This is a genomic window from Sphingomonas yantingensis, from assembly GCF_014199325.1.
Lineage (GTDB): Bacteria > Pseudomonadota > Alphaproteobacteria > Sphingomonadales > Sphingomonadaceae > Sphingomonas > Sphingomonas yantingensis.
Map to the genome: position 1 here is coordinate 486,762 of NZ_JACIJJ010000004.1, position 20,846 is coordinate 507,607.

The window sequence follows — 20,846 nt, forward strand, 5'->3', positions numbered from 1 at the left end:
CGGCGCCGAGCCTGCTGCCCCAAGCTTAGGGAGACCGTTACGTGACCGCAATCATCGACCTGCACGCCCGCCAGATTCTCGACAGCCGCGGCAACCCCACGGTCGAAGTCGACGTGCTGCTCGACGACGGCAGCTTCGGCCGCGCCGCGGTCCCCTCGGGCGCCTCGACCGGCGCGCACGAAGCGGTGGAGCGCCGCGACGGCGACAAGAGCCGTTGGGGCGGCAAGGGCGTGACCCAGGCGGTCGAGGCGGTGAACACCGACATCGCCGAAGCGGTGCTGGGCCTCGATGCCGAGGATCAGGCCGATGTCGACCAGGCGATGATCGAGCTGGACGGCACCGCCAACAAGAGCCGACTCGGTGCCAACGCGATCCTCGGCGTCAGCCTGGCGGTGGCGAAGGCGGCGGCGGATGCGCGCGGGCTGCCGCTCTATCGCTATGTCGGCGGCGTTGGGGCGCTGACGCTGCCGGTGCCGATGATGAACATCATCAACGGCGGCGCGCATGCCGACAACCCGATCGATTTCCAGGAATTCATGATTATGCCCGTGGGCGCCGACAGCCTGTCGGAAGCGGTGCGCTGCGGCTCGGAGATCTTCCACACGCTGAAGAAGGGCCTGTCGGAAAAGGGTCTGAACACCGCGGTCGGTGACGAGGGCGGGTTTGCGCCCAACCTGGCCAGCGCGCCCGACGCGCTCGACTTCATCATGTCGAGCATCGAAAAGGCCGGCTATAAGCCCGGCGATGACGTGATGCTCGCGCTCGACTGCGCCGCGACCGAGTTCTTCAAGGACGGCGCGTACCGCCTCGAAGGCGAGGGGCGCACGCTGTCGCCGCACGAGATGGCCGCGTACCTCGCCGACCTTGCCGCCCGCTATCCGATCCTGTCGATCGAGGATGGCATGGGCGAGGACGATTTCGAGGGGTGGAAGGCGCTCACCGACCTCATCGGCGACAAGGTCCAGCTCGTCGGCGACGACCTGTTCGTCACCAACCCCGAGCGTCTGGCCGACGGCATCAAGCGCGGCCTCGCCAACTCGCTGCTGGTCAAGGTCAACCAGATCGGCACGCTGACCGAGACGCTGGAGGCGGTGAATCTGGCGCATCGCTCGCGCTACACCGCGGTCATGTCGCACCGTTCGGGCGAGACCGAGGATGCGACGATTGCCGACCTGGCCGTCGCGACCAACTGCGGTCAGATCAAGACGGGCAGCCTCGCCCGCTCGGACCGGCTCGCCAAGTACAACCAGCTGCTCCGCATCGAGGAGGAACTGGGCGATGTCGGTCGTTATGCGGGCCGGGATGTGCTTCGCCGCGCTTGATTAAAGGCGCGTTCGATATGATAAGGATAACATGTCGAACGCGTCCAAGAACCGCCTGATGCCGTTGTTGCAGAGCGCCGGGATCCCGGCGCTCGCGATCGTGTTCATGGGCTTTTTCGGCTATTATGCCGTCGCGGGACCCAACGGCCTGCTGCGCTACCGAGAATACAGCCGTGCCTATGCCAAGCGCGAGGCGGAGTTTGCCCAGCTCGACAAACGGCGCGCGGCGCTGCGCAACCAGGTGGCGCTGCTCGATCCGAAGCGCGGCGCCAATCCCGACATGGTCGACGAACTGGTCCGCAAGGAACTGAACGTCGCGCATCCCGACGAGATCATCGTCCCGCTCAACTGATCGCGGCCACGTAGCCTATTCGGTGGACGTTCAGACTTTCGCCGCATAGATGGAAAGCGTGAACCTGCTCGCTGCCCTTTACGCGTTCCTCGCTGCGATCACCGGGCTGTCGCTCGGCGGCGTCGCAGACGCGCGTGTGGCCCGGCCGGCGGTCGCCGCGAGCTTCGTGCAGCCCGGCGTTGCGCAGGTGGTGCAGGCAGCAAAGCGCCGCGATCCCGTCGCCGCCATCCGGCCGGTGCCCGCGCCGGTGCGCGCCGAGGCGGCCGCGCCGCTGACACTCGTCGTCCTGCCGATCGAGCGCATTCCCGCCCGCCGGCGCGAATAACCCCGGCGCCGGCGCGGGAACCCGCGCGCGCCCTTCGCATTTCCTCATTTCATTACGCCCCCGACAGGTGCGCCCGCGCGCCCGGCGGCGATCCGATTTCAGACAGGACACCATCATGCTCGGCGGCCTTGCCAAGACCTTTTTCGGCTCCTCGAACGACCGCTACGTCAAGTCGCTCGGCGGTCTCGTCAACAAGATCAACGCCTTCGAGCCCAGCGTTCAGGCGTTGAGCGATGACGAGCTGAAGCAGCAGACCGTCCGCTTCCGCGAGCGCTTGGCGAATGGCGAGACGCTCGACGGTCTGCTGCCCGAGGCGTTCGCGACCGTGCGCGAGGCGTCGGTGCGCGTCCTCGGTATGCGCCATTTCGACGTACAGCTCGTCGGCGGCATCGTCCTCCATCGCGGTGAGATCGCCGAGATGAAGACGGGCGAGGGCAAGACGCTCGTCGCGACGCTCGCGGTTTATCTCAACGCGCTGGCCGAGCAGGGCGTCCACGTCATCACCGTCAACGACTATCTCGCCCGCCGCGATGCCGAGGAAATGGGCCGCGTCTATGGCTTCCTCGGTCTGACGACCGGCGTGATCGTGCCCAACCTGCCCGATCACGAGCGCCGCGCGGCCTATGCCGCGGACATCACCTACGGCACGAACAACGAGTTCGGCTTCGACTATCTGCGCGACAACATGAAGTACGACCGCGAATCGATGGTCCAGCGGCCGTTCTCGATGGCGATCGTCGATGAGGTCGATTCGGTCCTGATCGACGAGGCGCGCACCCCGCTCATCATCTCGGGGCCTACCGACGACAAGTCGGAGCTCTACATCGGCGTCGACGCGATCGTGAAGCAGCTGACGCCCGAGGATTACGAAAAGGACGAGAAGCAGAAGTCGGTCGTCCTGACCGAGGACGGCACCGAACGGGTTGAGCGCCTCCTCGAGGAGGCCGGCCTGCTCCAGGGCACCAACCTCTACGATTTCGAGAATACGCAGGTCGTTCATCACCTCAACCAGGCGCTGCGCGCGGTGGTGATGTTCAAGCGCGACATCGACTATATCGTAAAGGACGAGAAGGTCGTCATCATCGACGAGTTCACTGGCCGCATGATGGACGGCCGACGCTGGTCCGACGGCCTGCATCAGGCGGTCGAGGCGAAGGAAGGCGTGACGATCGAGCCGGAGAACCAGACGCTCGCCTCGATCACCTTCCAGAACTATTTCCGCATGTACCCGAAGCTGTCGGGCATGACGGGCACCGCCGCGACCGAAGCGGCCGAGTTCTTCGACATCTACAAGATGAACGTCGTGTCGATCCCGACCAACGTGCCCGTCCAGCGCGTCGACGAGGAAGATCAGTTCTACAAGACGCTGCAGGACAAGTTCATCGCCATCGCTCGCTCGATCAAGGAACATGCCGAGAAGGGGCAGCCCGTGCTCGTCGGCACCGTCTCGATCGAGAAGTCGGAGCTTCTGAGCGAATATCTCCAGAACGAGGGCGTGCCGCACAAGGTGCTGAACGCGCGCTATCACGAGAGCGAGGCGCACATCGTCGCGCAGGCGGGGCGTCTGGGCGCCGTGACGATCGCCACCAACATGGCCGGCCGCGGCACCGACATCAAACTGGGCGGCAACCTCGACTTCCGCGTCGCCGACGAGCTGGCCGACATCCCCGAGGGGCCGGAGCGTGAAGCCGCGATCCAGCGCATCCGCGAGGAGATCGAGGCGGAGAAGGCGCAGGTGCTCGCCGCCGGCGGTCTGTTCGTGCTCGGCACCGAGCGGCACGAGAGCCGCCGCATCGACAACCAGCTGCGCGGCCGTTCGGGTCGTCAGGGCGATCCGGGGCTCAGCCGCTTCTACCTCAGCCTCGATGACGATCTGCTGCGCATTTTCGGCCCGGACACGATGTTCGCCAAGATGATGCGCTCGAACATCGCCGATGGCGAGGCGATCGGATCGAAGTGGCTGACCAAGGCGATCGAGACCGCGCAGAAGAAGGTCGAGGCTCGCAACTACGATATTCGCAAGCAGGTCGTCGAATACGACAATGTGATGAACGACCAGCGCAAGGTCATCTACGAGCAGCGTGCCGACATCATGGATGCCGAGACGGTGGGCGACGTCGTCGCCGACATGCGCGCCGAGACCGTCAACGCGCTGGTGGGCGAGGCGATCCCGCCGGGCACCTATCCCGAGCAGTGGGACGTGCCCGGGCTGACCGCGCGCGCGACCGAGGTGCTGAACGTCGAGGCGCCGGTCGCCGACTGGATCGCCGCGCAGGACGGCCTCGAGGCCGAGGATATCGAGACCCGCATCCGCGAGGCTGCCGACGCGCTGGTCGAGGGCAAGTCGAAGGAGCTGGAGCCAGCGACCTGGGCGGGGATCGAGAAGTCGATCCTGCTCCAGAACCTCGACCATCACTGGAAGGAGCATCTGGCGATGCTCGATGCGCTGCGCCAGATAATTCACCTGCGCGCCTATGCGCAAAAGACGCCGATCAACGAGTACAAGCAGGAGGCGTTCGGCCTGTTCGAGAAGATGCTCGACAGCATCCGCGAGGATGTGACGCGCACCTTTGCGTACGCGCAGTTCCAGTTCCAGGCGCCGCCGCCGCTCCCCGAGCTGCCCGATTTCCTGACGCATCACTTCGACCCGCTGACGGGCGAGGATGACACATACGACCAGGACGGGTCGGGCCTCGTCATCCCGCCCTTCCAGATCCCCCAAGCCGAGCTTGAGGATTACGGCGACGACCCCGCCGGCTGGGAAGGCCGGGTCAGCCGCAACGCGCCGTGCCCGTGCGGGTCGGGCCGCAAGTACAAGCACTGCCACGGCGCGCTGGTGGCGTGACGATCGGGGGAGCGGATCATTTTCCCGCTTCCCTTCACCTCCTTCGGTCACCCCGGACTTGATCCGGGGTGACGTGTTCTGGTTGCAAAGCGAACCGCCCAAAGCCCGCAGTGGCGCCCGGTCCGCACCGCCGCTAGACCGACCCAGATGCTTCGCTTCCTCGCGCTCCTCGCCGCCTTATTCCTCGCCGTCCCCGCGGCGGCGCAATTGGCGGGACAGCCCCGCCACATCGCGATCGAGCTCGTCGCCGAAACCGACATGCCCGCGCCGGGCAGCGAGGTGACGCTCGCCTTTGCATCGAAGCCGGACAAGGGTTGGCACGGCTATTGGCAGAATCCCGGCGATGCGGGGGTCCCTACGGCGCTCAAATGGACGCTGCCCGCGGGCGTCACTGCCGGGCCGCTCGAATACCCGGTCCCGCAGCGGCTCGTGATCGCGGGCCTCATGAATTACGTCTATGAGGGGCCGTTCGCGCAGTTCGTGCGGCTAAAGGTCCCCGCCGGACGCGCCCCCGGCACCCGCCTGCCGATTGCGGTCGAGGCGGATTACCTCGTCTGCACCGACCAGATCTGCGTGCCCGAACGCGCGCAGTTGTCGACCGTCCTGACGGTCGGCGATGGCGCGATCTCGCCCGAGCGGCGCGCGCAATTCGACCAGTGGCGCCGGACGCTACCCAAGCCGCTCGGCAGCCCCGCGGTCTTTGCGGTCGAGGCCGGAAAGATGCGGATCGCGGTGCCGTGGCCAGCGGACCAGGCGGCGGACGGCGCCTATTTCTACCCGCTCACTGACGGTGCGGTCACCTATGCGGCGGTGCAGACGATCGGCCGCGCCGGCGATCGCCTCGTCATCGAGACGCAGGCCGGCGGCAAGGTGCCGGACGAAGTGTCGGGCGTTGTCGCGCTCGGCGACGGACGCGGCTTCACTGTACGCGCGGTGCCGGGCGCGGTGCCGGCGGCGAGTGCGCCGGCAGCCTATGACTGGCGCGCGATCCTCGTCGCCTTCGCCGGTGCGGTGCTCGGCGGCCTAATCCTCAACGTCATGCCCTGCGTCTTCCCGATTCTGAGCCTCAAGGCGCTCAGCCTCGCGAGAGCGGGCGGCGACGAGCGCGGGGCACGGGGCGAGGCGCTTGCCTATTCGGCCGGGGTTATCGCCGTTTGTCTCGCGCTCGGCGGTGCGTTGCTGGCGCTGCGAGCGGGCGGCGCGACAGTGGGCTGGGCATTCCAGCTTCAGGACCCCCGCGTCATCCTCGTACTGCTGCTGCTGGTCACCGCCATCGCCCTCAACCTCGCCGGATTGTTCGAGCTGTCGGCGCCCGGCGCGGTCAATCGCATGGCGGCGAGCGGCAAGGGCGGGGCGTTCATAACGGGCGCGCTCGCCGCGTTCGTCGCGACGCCCTGCACCGGGCCGTTCATGGCGGCGGCGCTCGGGGCCGCACTGGTGCTGCCCACTGCGGCGGCGCTGATGATCTTTGCCGGCCTTGGCCTAGGCCTTGCCATCCCGTTCCTGTTGATCGGCTTCGTGCCCGCGCTGCGGCGGCGGATGCCGAAGCCCGGACCGTGGATGGCGACGTTCCGCCACATCCTGTCGGTGCCGATGTTCCTGACCGCGCTGGCCCTCGCGTGGGTGCTGGGCAAGCAGGCGGGTGTCGACGGCATGACGCTGGGGCTGGGCGCGGTGCTCGTCGCCGCGCTGGCGCTCTGGTGGACGGGGGTGCGGCAGGGCCGGGGGAAGGGGCTGGCCTGGGCGCCGGCGGCGGTCGGCATCGCCTTGGCGCTGGCGGTGACACTGCGCATCGAACAGCGTCCGGCGGAGGCGGCGGGAGCCACCGCGCTCGGCGCCAAGCCCTTTACCGAGGCCTCGCTTGCGGCACTCAGGGCCGAGAACAAGCCCGTCTTCGCCTATTTCACCGCCGACTGGTGCGTGGCGTGCAAGGTGAACGAGAAGGCGGCGATCGAGACCGATACCGTCGCCGCCGCCTTCGAGAAGGGCGGGGTGGAGGTGCTGGTCGGCGACTGGACCAACGGTGATCCGGCGATGGGCCGCTTCATCGAGCAGCACAACCGCGCGGGCGTGCCGCTCTACCTGTGGTACGCGCCGGGTGCCGCGCAGCCGCGGGTCCTGCCGCAGCTTCTGACCCCGGCGATGCTCGCCGCGCTGCCGGCGGGCTAGAGCTTCCAGTCCCAGCCGAGCGGGTCGCCGTCCATTACTTCGACCCCAACGGCGGTGAGCTCATCGCGTAGCGTGTCCGAACGGGCGAAGTCCTTTGCCGCCCGCGCGTTGCGCCGTTCTGCGAGCTTCGCCTCGATCGCGGCCTCATCGATCGCAGCATCGGCGGGGCGGACGCGCAGGTCGGCGCGGGTGATCGTTGCGAGTTGCAGCCCGAGCACGCGGTCGAACGCGGCGGCGGCTTCGAGGCGATCGGCGGGCGACAGCGACTTGTCGGCGAGCAGCTCGTCCAGCACTGGCACCGCGCGCGGCGTGTTGAGGTCGTCGCTGACCGCCGCGTCGAATGCCTCGCGATATCCATCGACGGTCCCGCGTGAAGGCTTGTCGGGCGCCGCGCGCAGCTTCTCGACCGTCTGCACCAGCCGCTTCAGCCGTGTCTGCGCCGCGATGACGTTGTCCCAGGTGAACTCCAGCTCGCTGCGATAATGCGCCGACAGGCACATCAGGCGGTAGCTGAGCGGATGGATGCCGCGATCGACAAGCGTCTGGAGCCGCAGGAACTCGCCGGTCGACTTCGACATCTTGCCGCCGCGGTCCACGAGGAAGTTGTTGTGCATCCACATCCGCGCGCCGGTGAAGCCGGGCTCGGCGTCGGTGCAGCCGCACTTCGCCTGGTTTTGGGCGATTTCGTTCGGATGGTGGATCTCGCGGTGGTCGATGCCGCCCGTGTGAATGTCGAACGGGTGGCCGAGCTCGGCGAGGCTCATCACCGAGCATTCGAGATGCCAGCCCGGCGCGCCGCGGCCCCAGGGCGAGTCCCACTCCATCTGCCGCTGCTCGCCCGGCGGTGAGGTGCGCCAGATCGCGAAATCCTGCGGATTGCGCTTGCCGCCCACCGGGTCGATCCGGCTCTCACCTGCTTGCGTATCCGTGCGCGCCAGACGACCGTAATTGGGCACCGTCGACACGTCGAAATAGAGCCCGCTGTCGAGCCGGTAGCAGTGCCGCTCGGCGAACGTCTCGGCAAAGGCGATCATCTGCGGCACGTAATCGGTTGCGACCGTCCACTTGGCCGGCGGCGTGATGTTCAGCCGCTCGACGTCGAGCTTGAACGCCTGTGTGTAGTGCGCGGCCACGTCCCAGATCGACTTCTGCTGCGCGCGGGCGGCCTTTTCCATCTTGTCGTCGCCGGCGTCGGCGTCGCTCGTCAGATGGCCGACATCGGTGATGTTGATGATGTGCTTGAGGCCGAGCCCCTTCCACCGCATCGTCCGGCCGAGCGTGTCGGCGAACAGGAACGCGCGCATGTTGCCGATATGCTGGTAATTATAGACCGTCGGACCGCAGGTATAGATGCGCACCTCATTCGGGTCGATCGGATGGAAGTCCTCGATCGACCGGGTCAGCGAATTGTAGAGCTTGAGAGGGGCGCCGTTCATCGCGCCCGCTTAAGCAGGCCGAGCCGCCCCGCCAAGCCCCGGTCGGCAAGGATCGCTCTTGCCGCATTGTGGCCCGGCGCCCCGGTGACGCCGCCGCCCGGATGCGCACCCGCGCCGCACAGATAGAGACCCGCGATCGGCATCCGGTATCGCCCGTGCCCGAGCACCGGCCGCGCCGCCCAAAGCTGGTCGAGCGACATCCGCCCGTGAAAGATATCGCCGCCCGCCAGCCCGAACTTGCGCTCGAGGTCGAGCGGCGAGTGGATCTGGCGCGCGAGGATGCTGGCGCGAAAGCCGGGGGCGTAGGTTTCGATCGTATCGATGATCGTGTCGGCCGCAGCTTCTCGCGCGTCGTCCCAACTGCGGCCATCGGGGAGGCACGGATTGAACTGCTGACAGAACAGGCTGGCGACATGCTGCCCTGGCGGGGCGAGCGTGTCGTCAAGCGTCGAGGGGATGAGCATCTCGACGATCGGTTCGCGCGACCAGCCCAGCGCCTTCGAGTCGGCGAAGGCGCGCTCCATATAGTCGAGGCTGGGGGCCATGATGATCCCCGCCGACAGATGCGGGCCGGGCTCGGGCCGTGCGGTAAACCGCGGCAGTTCGCTGAGCGCAAGGTTCATGCGGAAGCTGCCGGAGCCGACCGCATAACCGACGATACGCGCGCGAAAATCGGGGTCAAGGTCGGCGGGGTCGACCAGCTTCTCGAACAGCGGCTTCGGCCCCAGATTGCCAATGACGCGCGACGCGGCGAATTCGCGCCCGTCGGCAAGGCGGATACCCACGGCGCGACCGCGGTCGGCCAGCACGCGGGCGACGGGCGCCTCGACCTCGATCTCGACGCCCACATCGCGGCACGCCGCCGCCATCGCCTGCGTGATCGCGCCCATCCCGCCGATCGCATGGCCCCAGGCGCCGCGATTGCCGTTCACCTCGCCAAAGACGTGGTGGAGAAAGACATAGGCGCTACCCGGCGTGTCGGGGCCGGCGTGGTTGCCGACGACCGCGTCGAAACCGAACACCGCTTGCACCGGATCGCTTCCGAACCAGCCCGACAGGAACTCGCGTGCGCTTTTGGTAAACAGGGCGAGCGCGTCGCGCTGCGCCGCTGCGGTCATCCGCCGCGCTCGCATCGCCAGCGACAGCGCTTCGCCGATCGAAGTGCCAGCGGGCGGCGGGCGGAGTGCTAGGTCGCGCAGCAGGTCGGCGACCCGCTCCACGGCTGCGTAATAGGCGGGCAGCCGCTCTGCATCGCGGACGGAGAATTTCGCGAACTCGGCCTGCGTCGCCGTGATCCCTCCACCCAAGCTCAGGCTGCGGCCGTCGGGTAGGGGTAGGAAATTGGACAACGGCCGCTCGACGATCCGCAGGCCGCGTTCGTGCAGGCGCATGTCGGCGATGACGCGGGCCTGGAGCAAGCTGACGGTATAGCTGGCGGTCGAGTTCCGAAAGCCGGGGTGAAAACATTCGGTGACGGCCGCGCCGCCAACCACGCCACGCGCCTCGAACATCTTTACGCGAAGACCCGCGCGGGCAAGATACCAGGCGCAGACGAGGCCGTTATGGCCCGCGCCGATGATGAGCGCGTCGTATCGTTCCATGCCGCCGGTGGTGCCCCGCCGGCGGCTGGCGGTCAATCAGGCCGCGAGGGGTGCAAACGGCTTGTTGCCGACCGACCGGAACAGGCCGGTGCCGGAGGTCTGGCCGGTGCGGATCGGCAGCGCGGTCGCGCAATAGGCGCATTCGGCGGTCAGACGCCCGACCAACCAATGCGACCGGCCGCAACCGGGGCAATGGTTCGCCTCGTTCATGCGATAGGCGATGCGATATCCCGCGCCGCTGGGACTGAAGGGCAGGCTACCGAGCTGCATTTCCCAACTCCCCGTGTGATGGTTTCGCCATCGTAACACGGATGAATCGTGCTTTGTTCCCGGTGAAGCGAACGCACGCGAAAAAGTTAACGCCGTGGCGCCATTGCAACATGTCGACGGGGAGGAACGACGGTAGGCACAGAAGAAGGATCAGCGCCACGGACACGCTCGGCAATGCCGGATCGCAATCGCATTGCAAAACACCGATGATCGCGCGGACGGACGGGGCGTGAGCATGCGAAAGCTCCAGACGGAAACGTTCGTCGCTGGCGGCCCGACCAACGAAAACCCTCTCCGCGATTAACGCTCACGGACACCCTAAGCGGCCTCTGCACTAGTGCGCGCAAAGCGACAAGCCGCCGACGCTGGCAACCGATCGTGATCGGCGATCATGCGGCGGGATCTTGAAACCGGCCGTCTGCCGGTACCGGTTCGCGCTGATATCGATCGGCCCCGGCAACAATTCATCACGGAACCCATCCGGGATCATGGGGGCACTCTTCATGCGGTTGGGCTGTACCGGCTCGGCCCCGCCACCCGGATAAAGGGAGTCAGTTGATGACAAAACAAACGGAATAGCAGCAAATTGCTGAGAAGGCGGCCCGGCTCAAGGCCGAAGCGGATCAGGGCTCGCACCGCCCCGAGAATGACGCTCATGCCAACGAGTGCATCGTTTCAAAGCGTTTCGAGGATCAGGCACCGTCGGGCGCCTTTGATGCCGAAGGCCATCGTCCCGTCCTTGAATGTAGCCGGAAGGTCCGCTGATGCTCGTACAGATCAATACCGACACTCGTGTCGATGGGACCGAGGCGACCAGCGATGCAATTGAAGACCGGCTGCGCGAACGGCGGTCACGGTTCGGCGACCGACTCACGCGAGTTGAAATGCGTATTCGCGACGTCGACGGTGATCGAAACGGAGCCAGGGGCATCGAAGCCAAGCTAGAGGCGCGACCTGCTGGTGGGCAACCGATCGTCGTCACTGACCAAGGCGCGTCGACCGATGCCGCCATAACGGGGGCATTGCGAAAAGCTGTCGAGATCCTCGATCGCGCCTTTGCGAAGCATGACGCCGTGCGATGATTAAGGAAGGCGCGCCCAAGGCGCGTCTTTCATCCCTAAGGATTTTCTACACGCGCTTCCGCCGGCAACAGGGATGCGCTGATCACGCTCGACCGTCTGCGCATCGACGTTCGCGCCGAGTTCTACGTCCGCGTCCGCCCCGATCGTGAGGCGCTTGCGACGGCGGCGCAGATGCTCGGACAGCGATGCATCCCGAAGCACTCAAGGAACTGGTGGAGGGCAAGTTCGTCGACGCCCTCCGACCCGAGCAGGATAACGAGGGCTGGCCGCGCACTTCGAACCATCACTGTGGGGCGATGATTATCAACGTTGATGGGAGCCCGCAACGTCAGCTGCGACAGCCGTTTCTAGTGCGATCGCCGACGTCCTCAGTGGATGAACAAATGGCAGAAGACGGGAAAAAGCGAGGCCGAGCGCCGACAGTCCGGTTGTGGGTCTGTTGGACCGATGACAGCATCGAAACTCAAGCGATCAACGTAGCTGACTATGCGTATTGAACCAGAAGAGGAAATGATGATGGCGATCCTAGATTCTGGGCCGTTTCAGGATTGGATCCGCGCCTTCGACCGTCACGAGCGGGCTCAGAAGCGCTATGACGCGGCAGGCCGAATCAGGAACGAGGCGTTGATAAACTACCTGCGTCCCGAGTTGGATGAAGCGGGACGCGAGCTCAACGCGGCAACAAGGGCGCTAAATAACCAATACCGCTAAGTTGCAGAATTGTGGCGCTGCGGTTCGGCTATGGAAGCGGCCATTTCGCCTTCTGCACCAGGGCGTTCACCCGGATCTACGAACGCCGTCAATCCGCACGCATTGGCGAGATGAACGATCGACCGGCCTTAGATTGCGTGCAAAGGCACTCGAACGAACGAAACTAGGTCAGACCTCTCATCTTTGTTTGCCGTCCAATCTTTACCGGACGCGGCCAAGAAAAGACGCAAGGGCAGCTGAAAGCGTCGACAGTCCGACGGAAAGCATCACCGCTGCCTCACCATAAGAGTTTACGATCATACCTTCCGCAGCGGTGCCACGCTGCTGTAACGAAGATATATCTCATGGGAGCTCCCCGGCCGCATCCTAGAGGAGCCGTCGTGCGTAAGGCGATGCACGAGATTGCCGGGCCTTAGTCCCACGATCCTGTACGATTCCAATTATTTGACCGTTGTGGAGGAAGAAAGAAAGTAAAGTTTTCATTGATATTGATTCGTTTGTTGACCGACTCGGTTTTATCCTAAATAATACTCCAAGTAGCTTTGGCGTTTGTACGATCTCTGTTGCTCGAAAAAGAGTAGGGGGAGGGTTCAATGCCGACGCCGTTGGCAGAGCTGTTCGATGGCCCGCTCGGACCGCTGTTCCGTGACATCGCCGACCGGTTCACCACCGACGGCGTCACCTCGACCCCGTTCACTGGCGGCGTCCAGCACAGCGGCACGCTGAAGTCGGTCCGCACCGATCCGATCGACCTCGGCTTCGGCGAACTCGAACTGCCCGGTGTTACCGCCGGCGTGCCGTTTCGCATGGCGGAGTTCGATGTGCCCGACGGGCGCTGGCACCTCGACCTCGTGCTCGACGGGTTCAGCCTCAAGCTCAAGGACCTGCACGGCGCCGATTTCGAGGCGGCGACCGCGACCACGCCGCGTCGGCTGATCCGCCGCGCGACCGATACCGCTGTCGTCATCTCTGGCGAGGCGACGATCCGCTTTGCAAAGGCGTCGGCGGACACGCCGGTCATCCTGCTGTTCGTCGAGAACCGCTCGGCCGCCGATCCGCTGGCCACGACGGGCGCGGTTGTCCAACTGCGCTGCACGCCGCGACACTTCTTCTTCGGCAGCTCGCAATTCGCGATGACGCTGGCGGACCTGCTGTTCGACGCTTCGGACACCTTCTCGCCCGATTTCGTCATTGGCCAAGGGCAGACGGCCGAGTGGGTCGGCTTTGCCGTTGCCGAAGCCACCTTCTACGCGCCGCCCAATGCGATCGGGCGCGGCGGTTTTTCGGGCGGGGTGCGCAATCTCCTGATCGGCAGCCCACGTGGCGTCCAGGGCGAGTTCGAGGTCCAGTGGGGACGTACCCCGCTCGACCCCGCGACCTTCGTCTTCACCCAGACCGGCCATCCACAGACGGCGGCGACCGGCAGCGGCAACACCCGCCTCGTCGCGATCACCGGGGGGCAGGACGAGGATGTGGCGATGACCGCCAGCTTCGTTGCCTCGCAACCGCCGGATGGCGGCGCGCTGACCGACTGGGGCGCGACATGGCGCTGGCCCGACGGCAGCGAGACGACCGGCGACGTCGCGACCGGGCAGGTGCGCCACGGCCAGGTGCTGCGGGTGGTGCCCGAGGAACGGATCACCGGCCGCCCGGTGGTGCGCCATCCGGAGGTCAGCTTCCGCTTCGTCGCGGCGGGGGAGGTGCCGGAGATCGACGTCGTCGCCGGTGCCTCGACGGTGGCCAACGTCGTCCACGTCGCCGGCCCTGCCGCCGATATCGCCGCCCTGTCGTTCGCCGCCCGGTCGAGCGCGCCCACGCCCGGCACCTTCCACTGGAAGGTCGAGCCCGACGGCACCGAGCGGACCGGCACGTCGGTCAGGATCCCACTGGCGGAGCTCGACGGCGACGCGCCTCTGGTGCTGCGGGAAGTCGACGGTGCCGGGCGTGCCCGCGTCGCGCGGGTGCGGCTCCAGGTGGCGGAAGGGGCGGGACTGCTGATCGGCAGCGAGGGCGGCGTCGTTGCGGCGACGGCGCCGGCAAGCCCGATCACGCCTGCGGCGGTCGAGGGGACGTACGACCTTACCGATTTCCGCGCGCGCGGACGCTATGCGCCCAGCCTCGACGACGCGGCGGTCGATGCAGCGCGCGCCGAACGGGTCGACGTGCCGGCCGGTGGGCTGGCGCTCGTCACCATCCCCTCGGGCGGGGCGGCACCGACGGTCGAGCATGACCGCCATGTCGAGATCCTGTTCGAATTCGCAACCGGCCGTGCGATCCGCTGGGGCGCGGATCGGCCTGCGGCGGCAAGCCAGGGCGGGGACGAGGCGGGGTTGCAGCGCCAACTCCTGCAATGGGCCGCGAACTATCCCGGCGCGCGCTTCCTGGTGGTCGGGCGCTGCGACGACCTGGGAACGGACAGCCTCAATGCGACGCTGGCGCATACGCGGCGCGACACGGTGCTGCGCTTCCTGACGGCGGTGCCCACGGGCAGCGGGCTGAGCGCGATCAACCCGTCAAGGATCGACCATTGGGGCGAACAGGACGGTCAGCCGGGCAGCGTCACCGCCAGCCCGCTCGACGACGAGGAGAAGGCGCCCCAGCGCCTCGTCCTGGCGACCGACGCGGGCGGCGCGCCGATCACCGACCGCAGCGACTGGATCACCGGCACCAGCGCGCCGACCGAGCCGCGCCGCGAGCCGTTCCGGCGCGTCGACATCTACGCCGTTGGGGGCACCCCGGCCGCGGGGGCGGTCCGCCGCCAGATCGACCCTGGCCGAGCGCCCGACCTTCGCCGGATGCTGATGCCCGGCGCGACGGTCGATCCCGCGCCCGCGCCGGTGACGACGCCGGAGAGCGACTATCGGGTCAAGCTGCTGGCCGCGTGGGACAAGCCCAGCGGCGACGGGTGGAAGGATCTGATCCCGTCCAAAGCCGAGTTCGAGTACGCCTGGTCCCCCGACGACCATCCGCTGCCGTCGCTGGGCGGACAGCCCGTCACGCTCGAGGTCCTGACCGTTTATGGCAACTGGCGGCACGACGACGCCAGCGGTTTCACCCGCACGCAGCTCGGCATCCGGTCGGACGGCGATCCGGACGGGCTGGTGCGGATCGACCAGCCCAACCTCGTCGCCGCGCTGGCGCTAGGTCCTGTGCTGCTGTCCGGGGTCAAGCCGGGCGTCGACACGGTCGAGGCGGGCGCGCGCATCGCCGCGCTCGCCGCGGGCATCGGCTTCGCGCAGGTCGACCTCGGCGGCGGGCCGCTGCTCGGCACCGCGTCGAAGGCAGCGATCAAGAAGCTGGAGGCGACCGCCGAGATCAAGGACATCGATGCGGTCGGCGACGACTACAAGATCAGCCTGACCAGCGACTATTCGACCGTCCTGCACGTCAACACCGGCGCACTGGGCCTTCGCACCCAGCCCGACCAGCCGGTCAAGTTCCGCTACAAGGACGTCGGCATCGTCTTCGACCAGTCGAAGACGAACATCTGGGAAAAGATCGCCGTCGCCTATCCCACCGACGCGCTCAGCATCGAGGATCCGGGCCGCTGGCGGATCGAGGGCGTGCTCGGCGAGCTGCTCCGCGCGGTGGAGACGGCGCTGGGGCAGGGCTCGCTCTGGATCGAGACGCGCTTCGCCTTTGCGCTGTCGATCGGCGTGGTCGAGGTGACGGAGGCGGTGATCCGCGTCACGTTCAACCCGCCCGCGACGTTCCCGGACATCTCGCTGCGCGGGCTGGTCGCCCGGATCGACATTCCCGCGACGCTGAAGGGCGAGGGGCGCCTGCGGATCGAAGACCCGGGCGGTGTCATCAAGGCGGGCATCGACATCGAGGTCGTGCCGCTCCAGCTCAAGGCGTCGGCCGCCTTTGCGATGGCGCAGATGACGACGCCGGTGCCGTACACCTTCGTCAATCTCTATGCCAAGGTGCAGTTTCCCGTCGGCATCCCACTGGGACCATCCGGCGCCGCGCTGCACGGATTCATCGGCCAGACCGTCATCAACGGCACGCGCGATGTCGCCTCAACGACCGACATCGTCGCGCGAGAGATCGGCTGGTGGCGCAAGAACCCGGAGGACAAGTACAAGCCGCTGAAGGACCAGCACGCATTGGGCATCGGCGCGGTCGTCGGCACGCTGCCCGATGCCAGCTTCTCGCTGTCCGCGACGGGCATGATCGTCATCGCCTTCCCCGATCCGGAAGTGATCTTCGCGGTCGAGATCGCGCTGCTGTCGGTGCCCGTGCGTGCACCCAAGGAGAAGAAGGACGGGTCGAGCGCGGCGATCACCGGGCTGATCGTCATCGACGACACCGCCGTCGCGCTGGCGGCGCAGGCGCGGTATGAGATCCCCGAGGTGCTGCGCGTCGTCGTGCCGTTCGCGGCCTACTTCCCCTATTCGGGGATCGGCACCTATGTCCGGATCGGGTCGGACGGGCAGGCGGGACGCAGCGGCGAGCCGGTCACGCTGACCCTCCTTCCCTCAACGCTCAATCTTCAGGCCTATGCCTATCTGATGATCGAGCAGGACGGCCTGCCGAACCTGGGCGGCGATCCGCGCTTCAGCTTCCAGGGCTTCTCGGTCGGGTTCGGCGCTGGCGCGGGCCTGGAATGGAAGGCGGGGCCGATCCGGCTGTCCGCCTCGGTCAAGCTGCTCGCCGGCATGGGCACCGACCCGCTGCTCATCAAGGCCGGGATCTTCGTCAAGGGCGAGCTCGACCTCGTCGTCGTGTCGGTCTCCGCACGCGGCGAGATCATCCTGACCTATCAGGCCGGCCGCATCTGGATGGACGGGGAATTCTGCGGCGAGGTCGACCTGTTCTTCTTCTCGCTGAAGGGCTGCGTCACCTTCCGCATCGGCAGCGACCTGACCGGCCCGCCACCGCCGCCCCTTGCGCCAGTCGTCAGCATCTTCCTGACCGATCGCGGCGGCCGGGTGATGGGTGAGGCGCTGGCCGACGGTGCCGGCGCGCTCCAGGCGCTGCCGATCTTCGATTTCGTCCAGGTGGGCGACAAAGTGGAGAACCACGGCGTCGCGCCGAGCGGCAATCACACCGTCTGGGCCGACACCGCGCCGCTCCTCAACTTCCGCCACTATATCGCCGATGGCGAGACCGGCACGCGCCAGTTCGAGCGCGCCGGGCTGTCGTCGGGCGCGCCGTGGTTCGGATCGAACCGGCTGAAATACGCCTATCTCCTGAATCGCGTGCGGGTCGTACGCGACAGCGACGGCGCGCCCGTGACCGGCAGTCACGCGCTGAAGGCCGGGTGGCAGACCTCGCCCGCGCGTCAGCCGGGCGGCGCGGGACCCGCACTCCCCTCCGGCGCGGAAGCGCTCAGCCTGAAGCTGTTCGACTGGCAGCCCTGGGACTGGGCGCTGCCAATGGCGGACGGGGGTGAAAGCGCGGCCGGCGATCCGGCGGCGACGGTGGGCAATCTGTGCCAGCCGGTCCCCGCGCCCGCGCGCGCCTGTCTGTTCGGGCAGGACGCACGCGGCTCCGGCGGCGACCGCATCGGCCTGTTCCACGAGACGCCGCCGCCCGGCCCCTATCCCAGCTTCTTCACGCTGCGCGGGCGGCCGGGGCTGCGCACGCCGGCCGGTGTGGTTGAGGGATCGGCGCTCGCCTCGCTGGTCGCCGCCGCGGGCGCGCTGCCGCTGCCGGGATCGGTGGTGATGCTGGCACAGCCGGTGGCGGGGCCGCAGGGACCGCTACAAAAGGGCTATCGCCTGCCCGCGGTGCAGGTGGCGACGCCGGGCAGCGTCGCGACCACTACGCTGCCCTGGATTGCCGCGTTCGACCGCAGCGTTCGCCGCGCCAGCTTGCTGATGCTCGTTTGCGACGGTGGTGGGCGCGGTGACGCGGGGGCGCGCGACTGCTACCGCTTCGCTGGCCTGCCGACGGGCAAGAGCTTCGCCGCGCTCGACGTGCCGCGCTTCAAGCTGGAGGCGATGCGCGCCGACCGGCCGTTCACCATCACCGACCGCGTCGACCTGACGCACAGCGGCGGCACGTTGGGGAGCGATCGCCAGCCCGACATCCTGATCGCCGAGCCCGGCCTGATCCTGCGCCCCAGCGTGCCCGTGCGCGACATCGAAGTGCACGTGTTCCGCGGCGCACCGCTGACCGGCACGGTCAAGTGGCGCGACGCCGCGGGCGGGGGCGACGCGATCGCGCTGGAACCGGGCGAAGTGGGCGCCCGGTCGGTGCGGATCAGCGCCGCGGCCGATCTGGTCGAAATCGCGATCTCGGTGAAGGGCGGCATGCTGTTCCTGACCGAAATCTGCACGCCGGCGGCGGGGGAGGGGCGGCGCTGCCTCGACTTCGAGGATCTGTCGCCGCGTGCGATGCAGCAAGGACGCTTCGCGCTGGACGGCGTAACGTTTACCGCGCTCGACCCGCGCATCGGCTTCGCGCTGGCCGACAATGTCGATGCCGGCGCGGTGCCGCCGGTGCGTGGCAGCGACCGCCGCCCGGAGCTGCGCTTCCCCGACAAGGGCGTCGAACTTGCCTTCGCCGCGCCGGTCGCCGGGGTCGATCTGGGCGTTTGGAGCGGTGCCGGCCCGGTTTCCGCGATCGCGTTGGATGCACGTGGCAACGTGCTGGACCGGGCCAGCGATCCGGCACGCGACCCGGTCGAACTGCGCCTTCGCGGCACCGGCATCGTGCGCGTGATCGTGTCGGGCGGCACGAACGAGGCGGCGCTCTACCACGTCTGCCGCCACGATGGGCAGGGCGAGGAGCGCTGCGTGACGTTCGGCGTCAAGGCGGAGCGCGGGCTGCGAACGCTGGAGCGCGAAGGCCTGACTTTCACCCCGCGCAGCGATGCCGAGGTGCTGACTCTGGGCGACGTCGCCACCGCCGCCGATCCGGTCGTCAACGCACAGGATGGGCTGGTCGAACTGATCCTGCCGGGCAAGGGCTTGTCGATCGCGCTCAAGACGCCTGTCGGCGGCGTCACCCTGTTCGTCCTCGCGCTGCGCGACGCGCGGGTCGAGGCGGTGGCTTATGACGCCGCGGGTGCCAAGGTGGCGAGCGCCGATGGCGGTGGTGCGGGCGACACGCTCGCACGGCTGGTGCTGGCGGGCGCGGGCATCGCGCGTATCGACCTGATGGCGCGCGGCCGGGCGGCCCTGACGCGCGTCTGCCTGCGCGAAAGGCAGAGCCAGGGCGGCTCGCTCATCGCCCGCGCCGCCGCCGTGGCGACCGGCGGCACGCCGATCGTCACGACGCGGCAGGGCGACCAGATGCACCACTGGCCAAGCACGGTCGTCGGCACGATCCCCTCGGCAGAGGGCCGTTCCTGCCGCCTGATCCGCTTCGACCAGCCCGCTGCGCTGGTCGACGTGGCCGGGTTCGACGTGGTGGCGCCCGCCGGACTGAGCCTGACGCTGCTGTCCGTCTGTGCGATCGACAGTGCCGCGGCGCTGGCGCAGGCACAGGACGCCGTCGCACAGGGCGATCTGGCGGGCACCGTCGGCGCCGCGTCGGGGGCCGATCCCGCCGAGCCGTCGCGTGAAGTGTTGCTCGAACCGGGCGAGACCTATCGCATCGAGGTCGATTGGAGCTGGCAGGCCTGGACGTCGAATGCGGAAGGCACCGACAGTCCCGATCCGCCCGTGCCCGGCGCCTTCACACCCGGTACGCGCCAGGTCTTCCGCTTCCGCGTCGCCGCCGAGGAGCTCGCGCCTTCGGGCACGCAGGACGGGCTCAATGAGTTCAAGTTCGATCCGCGCGACCTGGTCCGTTATCTCGGCCGTATCGAGCCCGCGGACGGGCGCGACGTCGTCTTCACCGACGATCCGCTGTGGGTCCATTTCAACGCCGGCCATGTCGAGGCGCTGGCTGACCGATACGACCGCGAACTGGTGCTGGAGGTCAAGCGCACCGATCCGCCGCCGCAGGTAGACGACGCGGCGATGACGCTGGCGGTGTTCCCCGACCTGATCGAGGTCATCAAGGCCAAGGGCGTGCAGTCGGTGCTCTCACTGGCAGAGCAACGGATCAACGCCGCGCTGGCGGACGCACCCTGCCTGCCCGACGCGCCCGCGGTCGGCGGCCAGTCGATCGGCGGCCGGTGGAAGCTGGTGCCCAACGCGATGTACGATTTCAACCTGCTGGCGGTGCGAAAGGGCGCGCCACTCGCCGCGCGCGATCCGATCGTCGTCAACGCCACCCGCTTCAAGACCTCGCGCTATGCCAACCCGGCCGAGATGCTGGCGGCGATGGGCTTCGCCACCAGCAGTACCGCGCCGATCGCGCCGGAGGAGCTGTTGCTCGCCGACGCGGCGGTGCTGCCGACGGGCGCGCTGTCGGTCTCCGACCGCGATCTGGCCGACGCGCTTCGGGCGATCGGGGCCGACACGCTGCCGCTGCCCGGCGATCGCCCCCGCGCGATCACGCTGTGGCAGCGGATCGGCGGCAGCTACCGGATCGCCGGCTTCCTGATCGACTCGCCGGAACCGATGCGGCGCGAGGGGGCGGTGCTGATCGGCGACACCGCCGTCGACACGGTGCGCTGCAAGCCCGATAGGCTGACGGTCGGCGGCACCATGTTCGAACCCGTCCGCGCGACGCTCAGCTGGACGCGCGTACTATTCCGCACCGCAAGCCCGGTGGTGCCCGCTGACGAAAGCGAGCTCGCCTTCCGCCTGCTCGTCCTTCCCGGCGGCACGCTGACCGGCAAGCGGGTGCTCCGCGCCCGTCCGCTGATGCTCGACATCGAGGGGTTCTGAC

General features: G+C 67.8%; 11 protein-coding genes and 2 pseudogenes. 10 read left to right on the forward strand and 3 right to left on the reverse strand.

Going from position 1 to position 20,846, the window contains the following annotated elements; genetic code table 11:
* Positions 1-41: 41 nt before the first annotated feature.
* The 6 genes and pseudogenes from eno (at position 42) to FHR19_RS15025 (ending at position 7,013) form a co-directional block, all read left to right on the forward strand.
* A complete protein-coding gene (gene eno, locus FHR19_RS15005; RefSeq protein WP_184029995.1) occupies positions 42-1,322 on the forward strand; it encodes a phosphopyruvate hydratase in 1,281 nt (426 codons plus the stop codon).
* A gap of 31 nt (positions 1,323-1,353) precedes the next feature.
* Positions 1,354-1,674: an FtsB family cell division protein gene (locus FHR19_RS15010; RefSeq protein WP_246359540.1), complete on the forward strand. Its 321-nt coding sequence runs from the start codon at positions 1,354-1,356 to the stop codon at positions 1,672-1,674.
* Between the two features lie 49 nt (positions 1,675-1,723).
* Positions 1,724-1,999 (forward strand): hypothetical protein, encoded by a 276-nt coding sequence (locus tag FHR19_RS15015; RefSeq protein WP_184029997.1) that lies wholly within the window; start codon positions 1,724-1,726, stop codon positions 1,997-1,999.
* A 115-nt stretch (positions 2,000-2,114) separates the two neighbouring features.
* A pseudogene (gene secA / locus FHR19_RS15020) lies at positions 2,115-4,659 on the forward strand (preprotein translocase subunit SecA); the annotation flags it as partial.
* A gap of 53 nt (positions 4,660-4,712) precedes the next feature.
* The gene (locus FHR19_RS18060; protein WP_425505977.1) at positions 4,713-4,844 is read left to right on the forward strand and encodes an SEC-C metal-binding domain-containing protein; all 132 of its coding nucleotides are present in this window, start codon (positions 4,713-4,715) and stop codon (positions 4,842-4,844) included.
* Positions 4,845-4,991: 147 nt separating this feature from the next.
* Positions 4,992-7,013: a protein-disulfide reductase DsbD family protein gene (locus FHR19_RS15025; RefSeq protein WP_184030002.1), complete on the forward strand. Its 2,022-nt coding sequence runs from the start codon at positions 4,992-4,994 to the stop codon at positions 7,011-7,013.
* On the opposite strand, the gene cysS is transcribed toward FHR19_RS15025, so the two are convergent.
* From cysS to FHR19_RS15040, 3 genes are read right to left on the reverse strand one after another with little or no spacing between them, the layout of a single operon-like run.
* On the reverse strand, positions 7,010-8,449 hold the full coding sequence (gene cysS / locus FHR19_RS15030; protein ID WP_184030004.1) for a cysteine--tRNA ligase: 1,440 nt from the start codon (positions 8,447-8,449) through the stop codon (positions 7,010-7,012). The genes FHR19_RS15025 and cysS overlap by 4 nt on opposite strands.
* Positions 8,446-10,050 (reverse strand): phytoene desaturase family protein, encoded by a 1,605-nt coding sequence (locus tag FHR19_RS15035; RefSeq protein ID WP_184030221.1) that lies wholly within the window; start codon positions 10,048-10,050, stop codon positions 8,446-8,448. Before FHR19_RS15035 ends, cysS begins: the two co-directional genes overlap by 4 nt.
* A gap of 36 nt (positions 10,051-10,086) precedes the next feature.
* Positions 10,087-10,320, reverse strand: coding sequence for a hypothetical protein (locus FHR19_RS15040; protein ID WP_184030231.1), 234 nt, complete (start codon positions 10,318-10,320; stop codon positions 10,087-10,089).
* Positions 10,321-11,084: 764 nt separating this feature from the next.
* Between FHR19_RS15040 and FHR19_RS15050 the strand changes: the two genes are divergently transcribed.
* From FHR19_RS15050 to FHR19_RS15060, 4 genes and pseudogenes are all read left to right on the forward strand, one after another.
* Entirely contained in the window at positions 11,085-11,402 is a 318-nt protein-coding gene (locus FHR19_RS15050) for an HPF/RaiA family ribosome-associated protein (protein WP_184030010.1), read from the forward strand.
* Between the two features lie 66 nt (positions 11,403-11,468).
* A pseudogene (locus FHR19_RS17745) lies at positions 11,469-11,644 on the forward strand (flotillin family protein); the annotation flags it as partial.
* Positions 11,645-11,888: 244 nt separating this feature from the next.
* Positions 11,889-12,113, forward strand: coding sequence for a hypothetical protein (locus FHR19_RS15055; protein WP_184030012.1), 225 nt, complete (start codon positions 11,889-11,891; stop codon positions 12,111-12,113).
* A gap of 593 nt (positions 12,114-12,706) precedes the next feature.
* Positions 12,707-20,845 carry a hypothetical protein gene (locus FHR19_RS15060; protein WP_184030014.1) on the forward strand — a complete coding sequence of 2,713 codons (8,139 nt, stop codon included), beginning with the start codon at positions 12,707-12,709 and terminating at the stop codon, positions 20,843-20,845.
* Position 20,846: the final 1 nt, after the last annotated feature.

Bases quoted from the DNA above. Each gene is read 5' to 3' on its own strand.
- FHR19_RS15015 (WP_184029997.1), top strand. From the start codon at position 1,724: ATGGAAAGCGTGAACCTGCTCGCTGCCCTTTACGCGTTCCTCGCTGCG.
- FHR19_RS15050 (WP_184030010.1), top strand. From the start codon at position 11,085: ATGCTCGTACAGATCAATACCGACACTCGTGTCGATGGGACCGAGGCG.
- cysS (WP_184030004.1), bottom strand. From the start codon at position 8,449: ATGAACGGCGCCCCTCTCAAGCTCTACAATTCGCTGACCCGGTCGATC.
- FHR19_RS15040 (WP_184030231.1), bottom strand. From the start codon at position 10,320: ATGCAGCTCGGTAGCCTGCCCTTCAGTCCCAGCGGCGCGGGATATCGC.
- FHR19_RS15060 (WP_184030014.1), top strand. From the start codon at position 12,707: ATGCCGACGCCGTTGGCAGAGCTGTTCGATGGCCCGCTCGGACCGCTG.
- FHR19_RS15055 (WP_184030012.1), top strand. From the start codon at position 11,889: ATGCGTATTGAACCAGAAGAGGAAATGATGATGGCGATCCTAGATTCT.
- FHR19_RS15010 (WP_246359540.1), top strand. From the start codon at position 1,354: ATGTCGAACGCGTCCAAGAACCGCCTGATGCCGTTGTTGCAGAGCGCC.
- FHR19_RS15025 (WP_184030002.1), top strand. From the start codon at position 4,992: ATGCTTCGCTTCCTCGCGCTCCTCGCCGCCTTATTCCTCGCCGTCCCC.
- FHR19_RS15035 (WP_184030221.1), bottom strand. From the start codon at position 10,050: ATGGAACGATACGACGCGCTCATCATCGGCGCGGGCCATAACGGCCTC.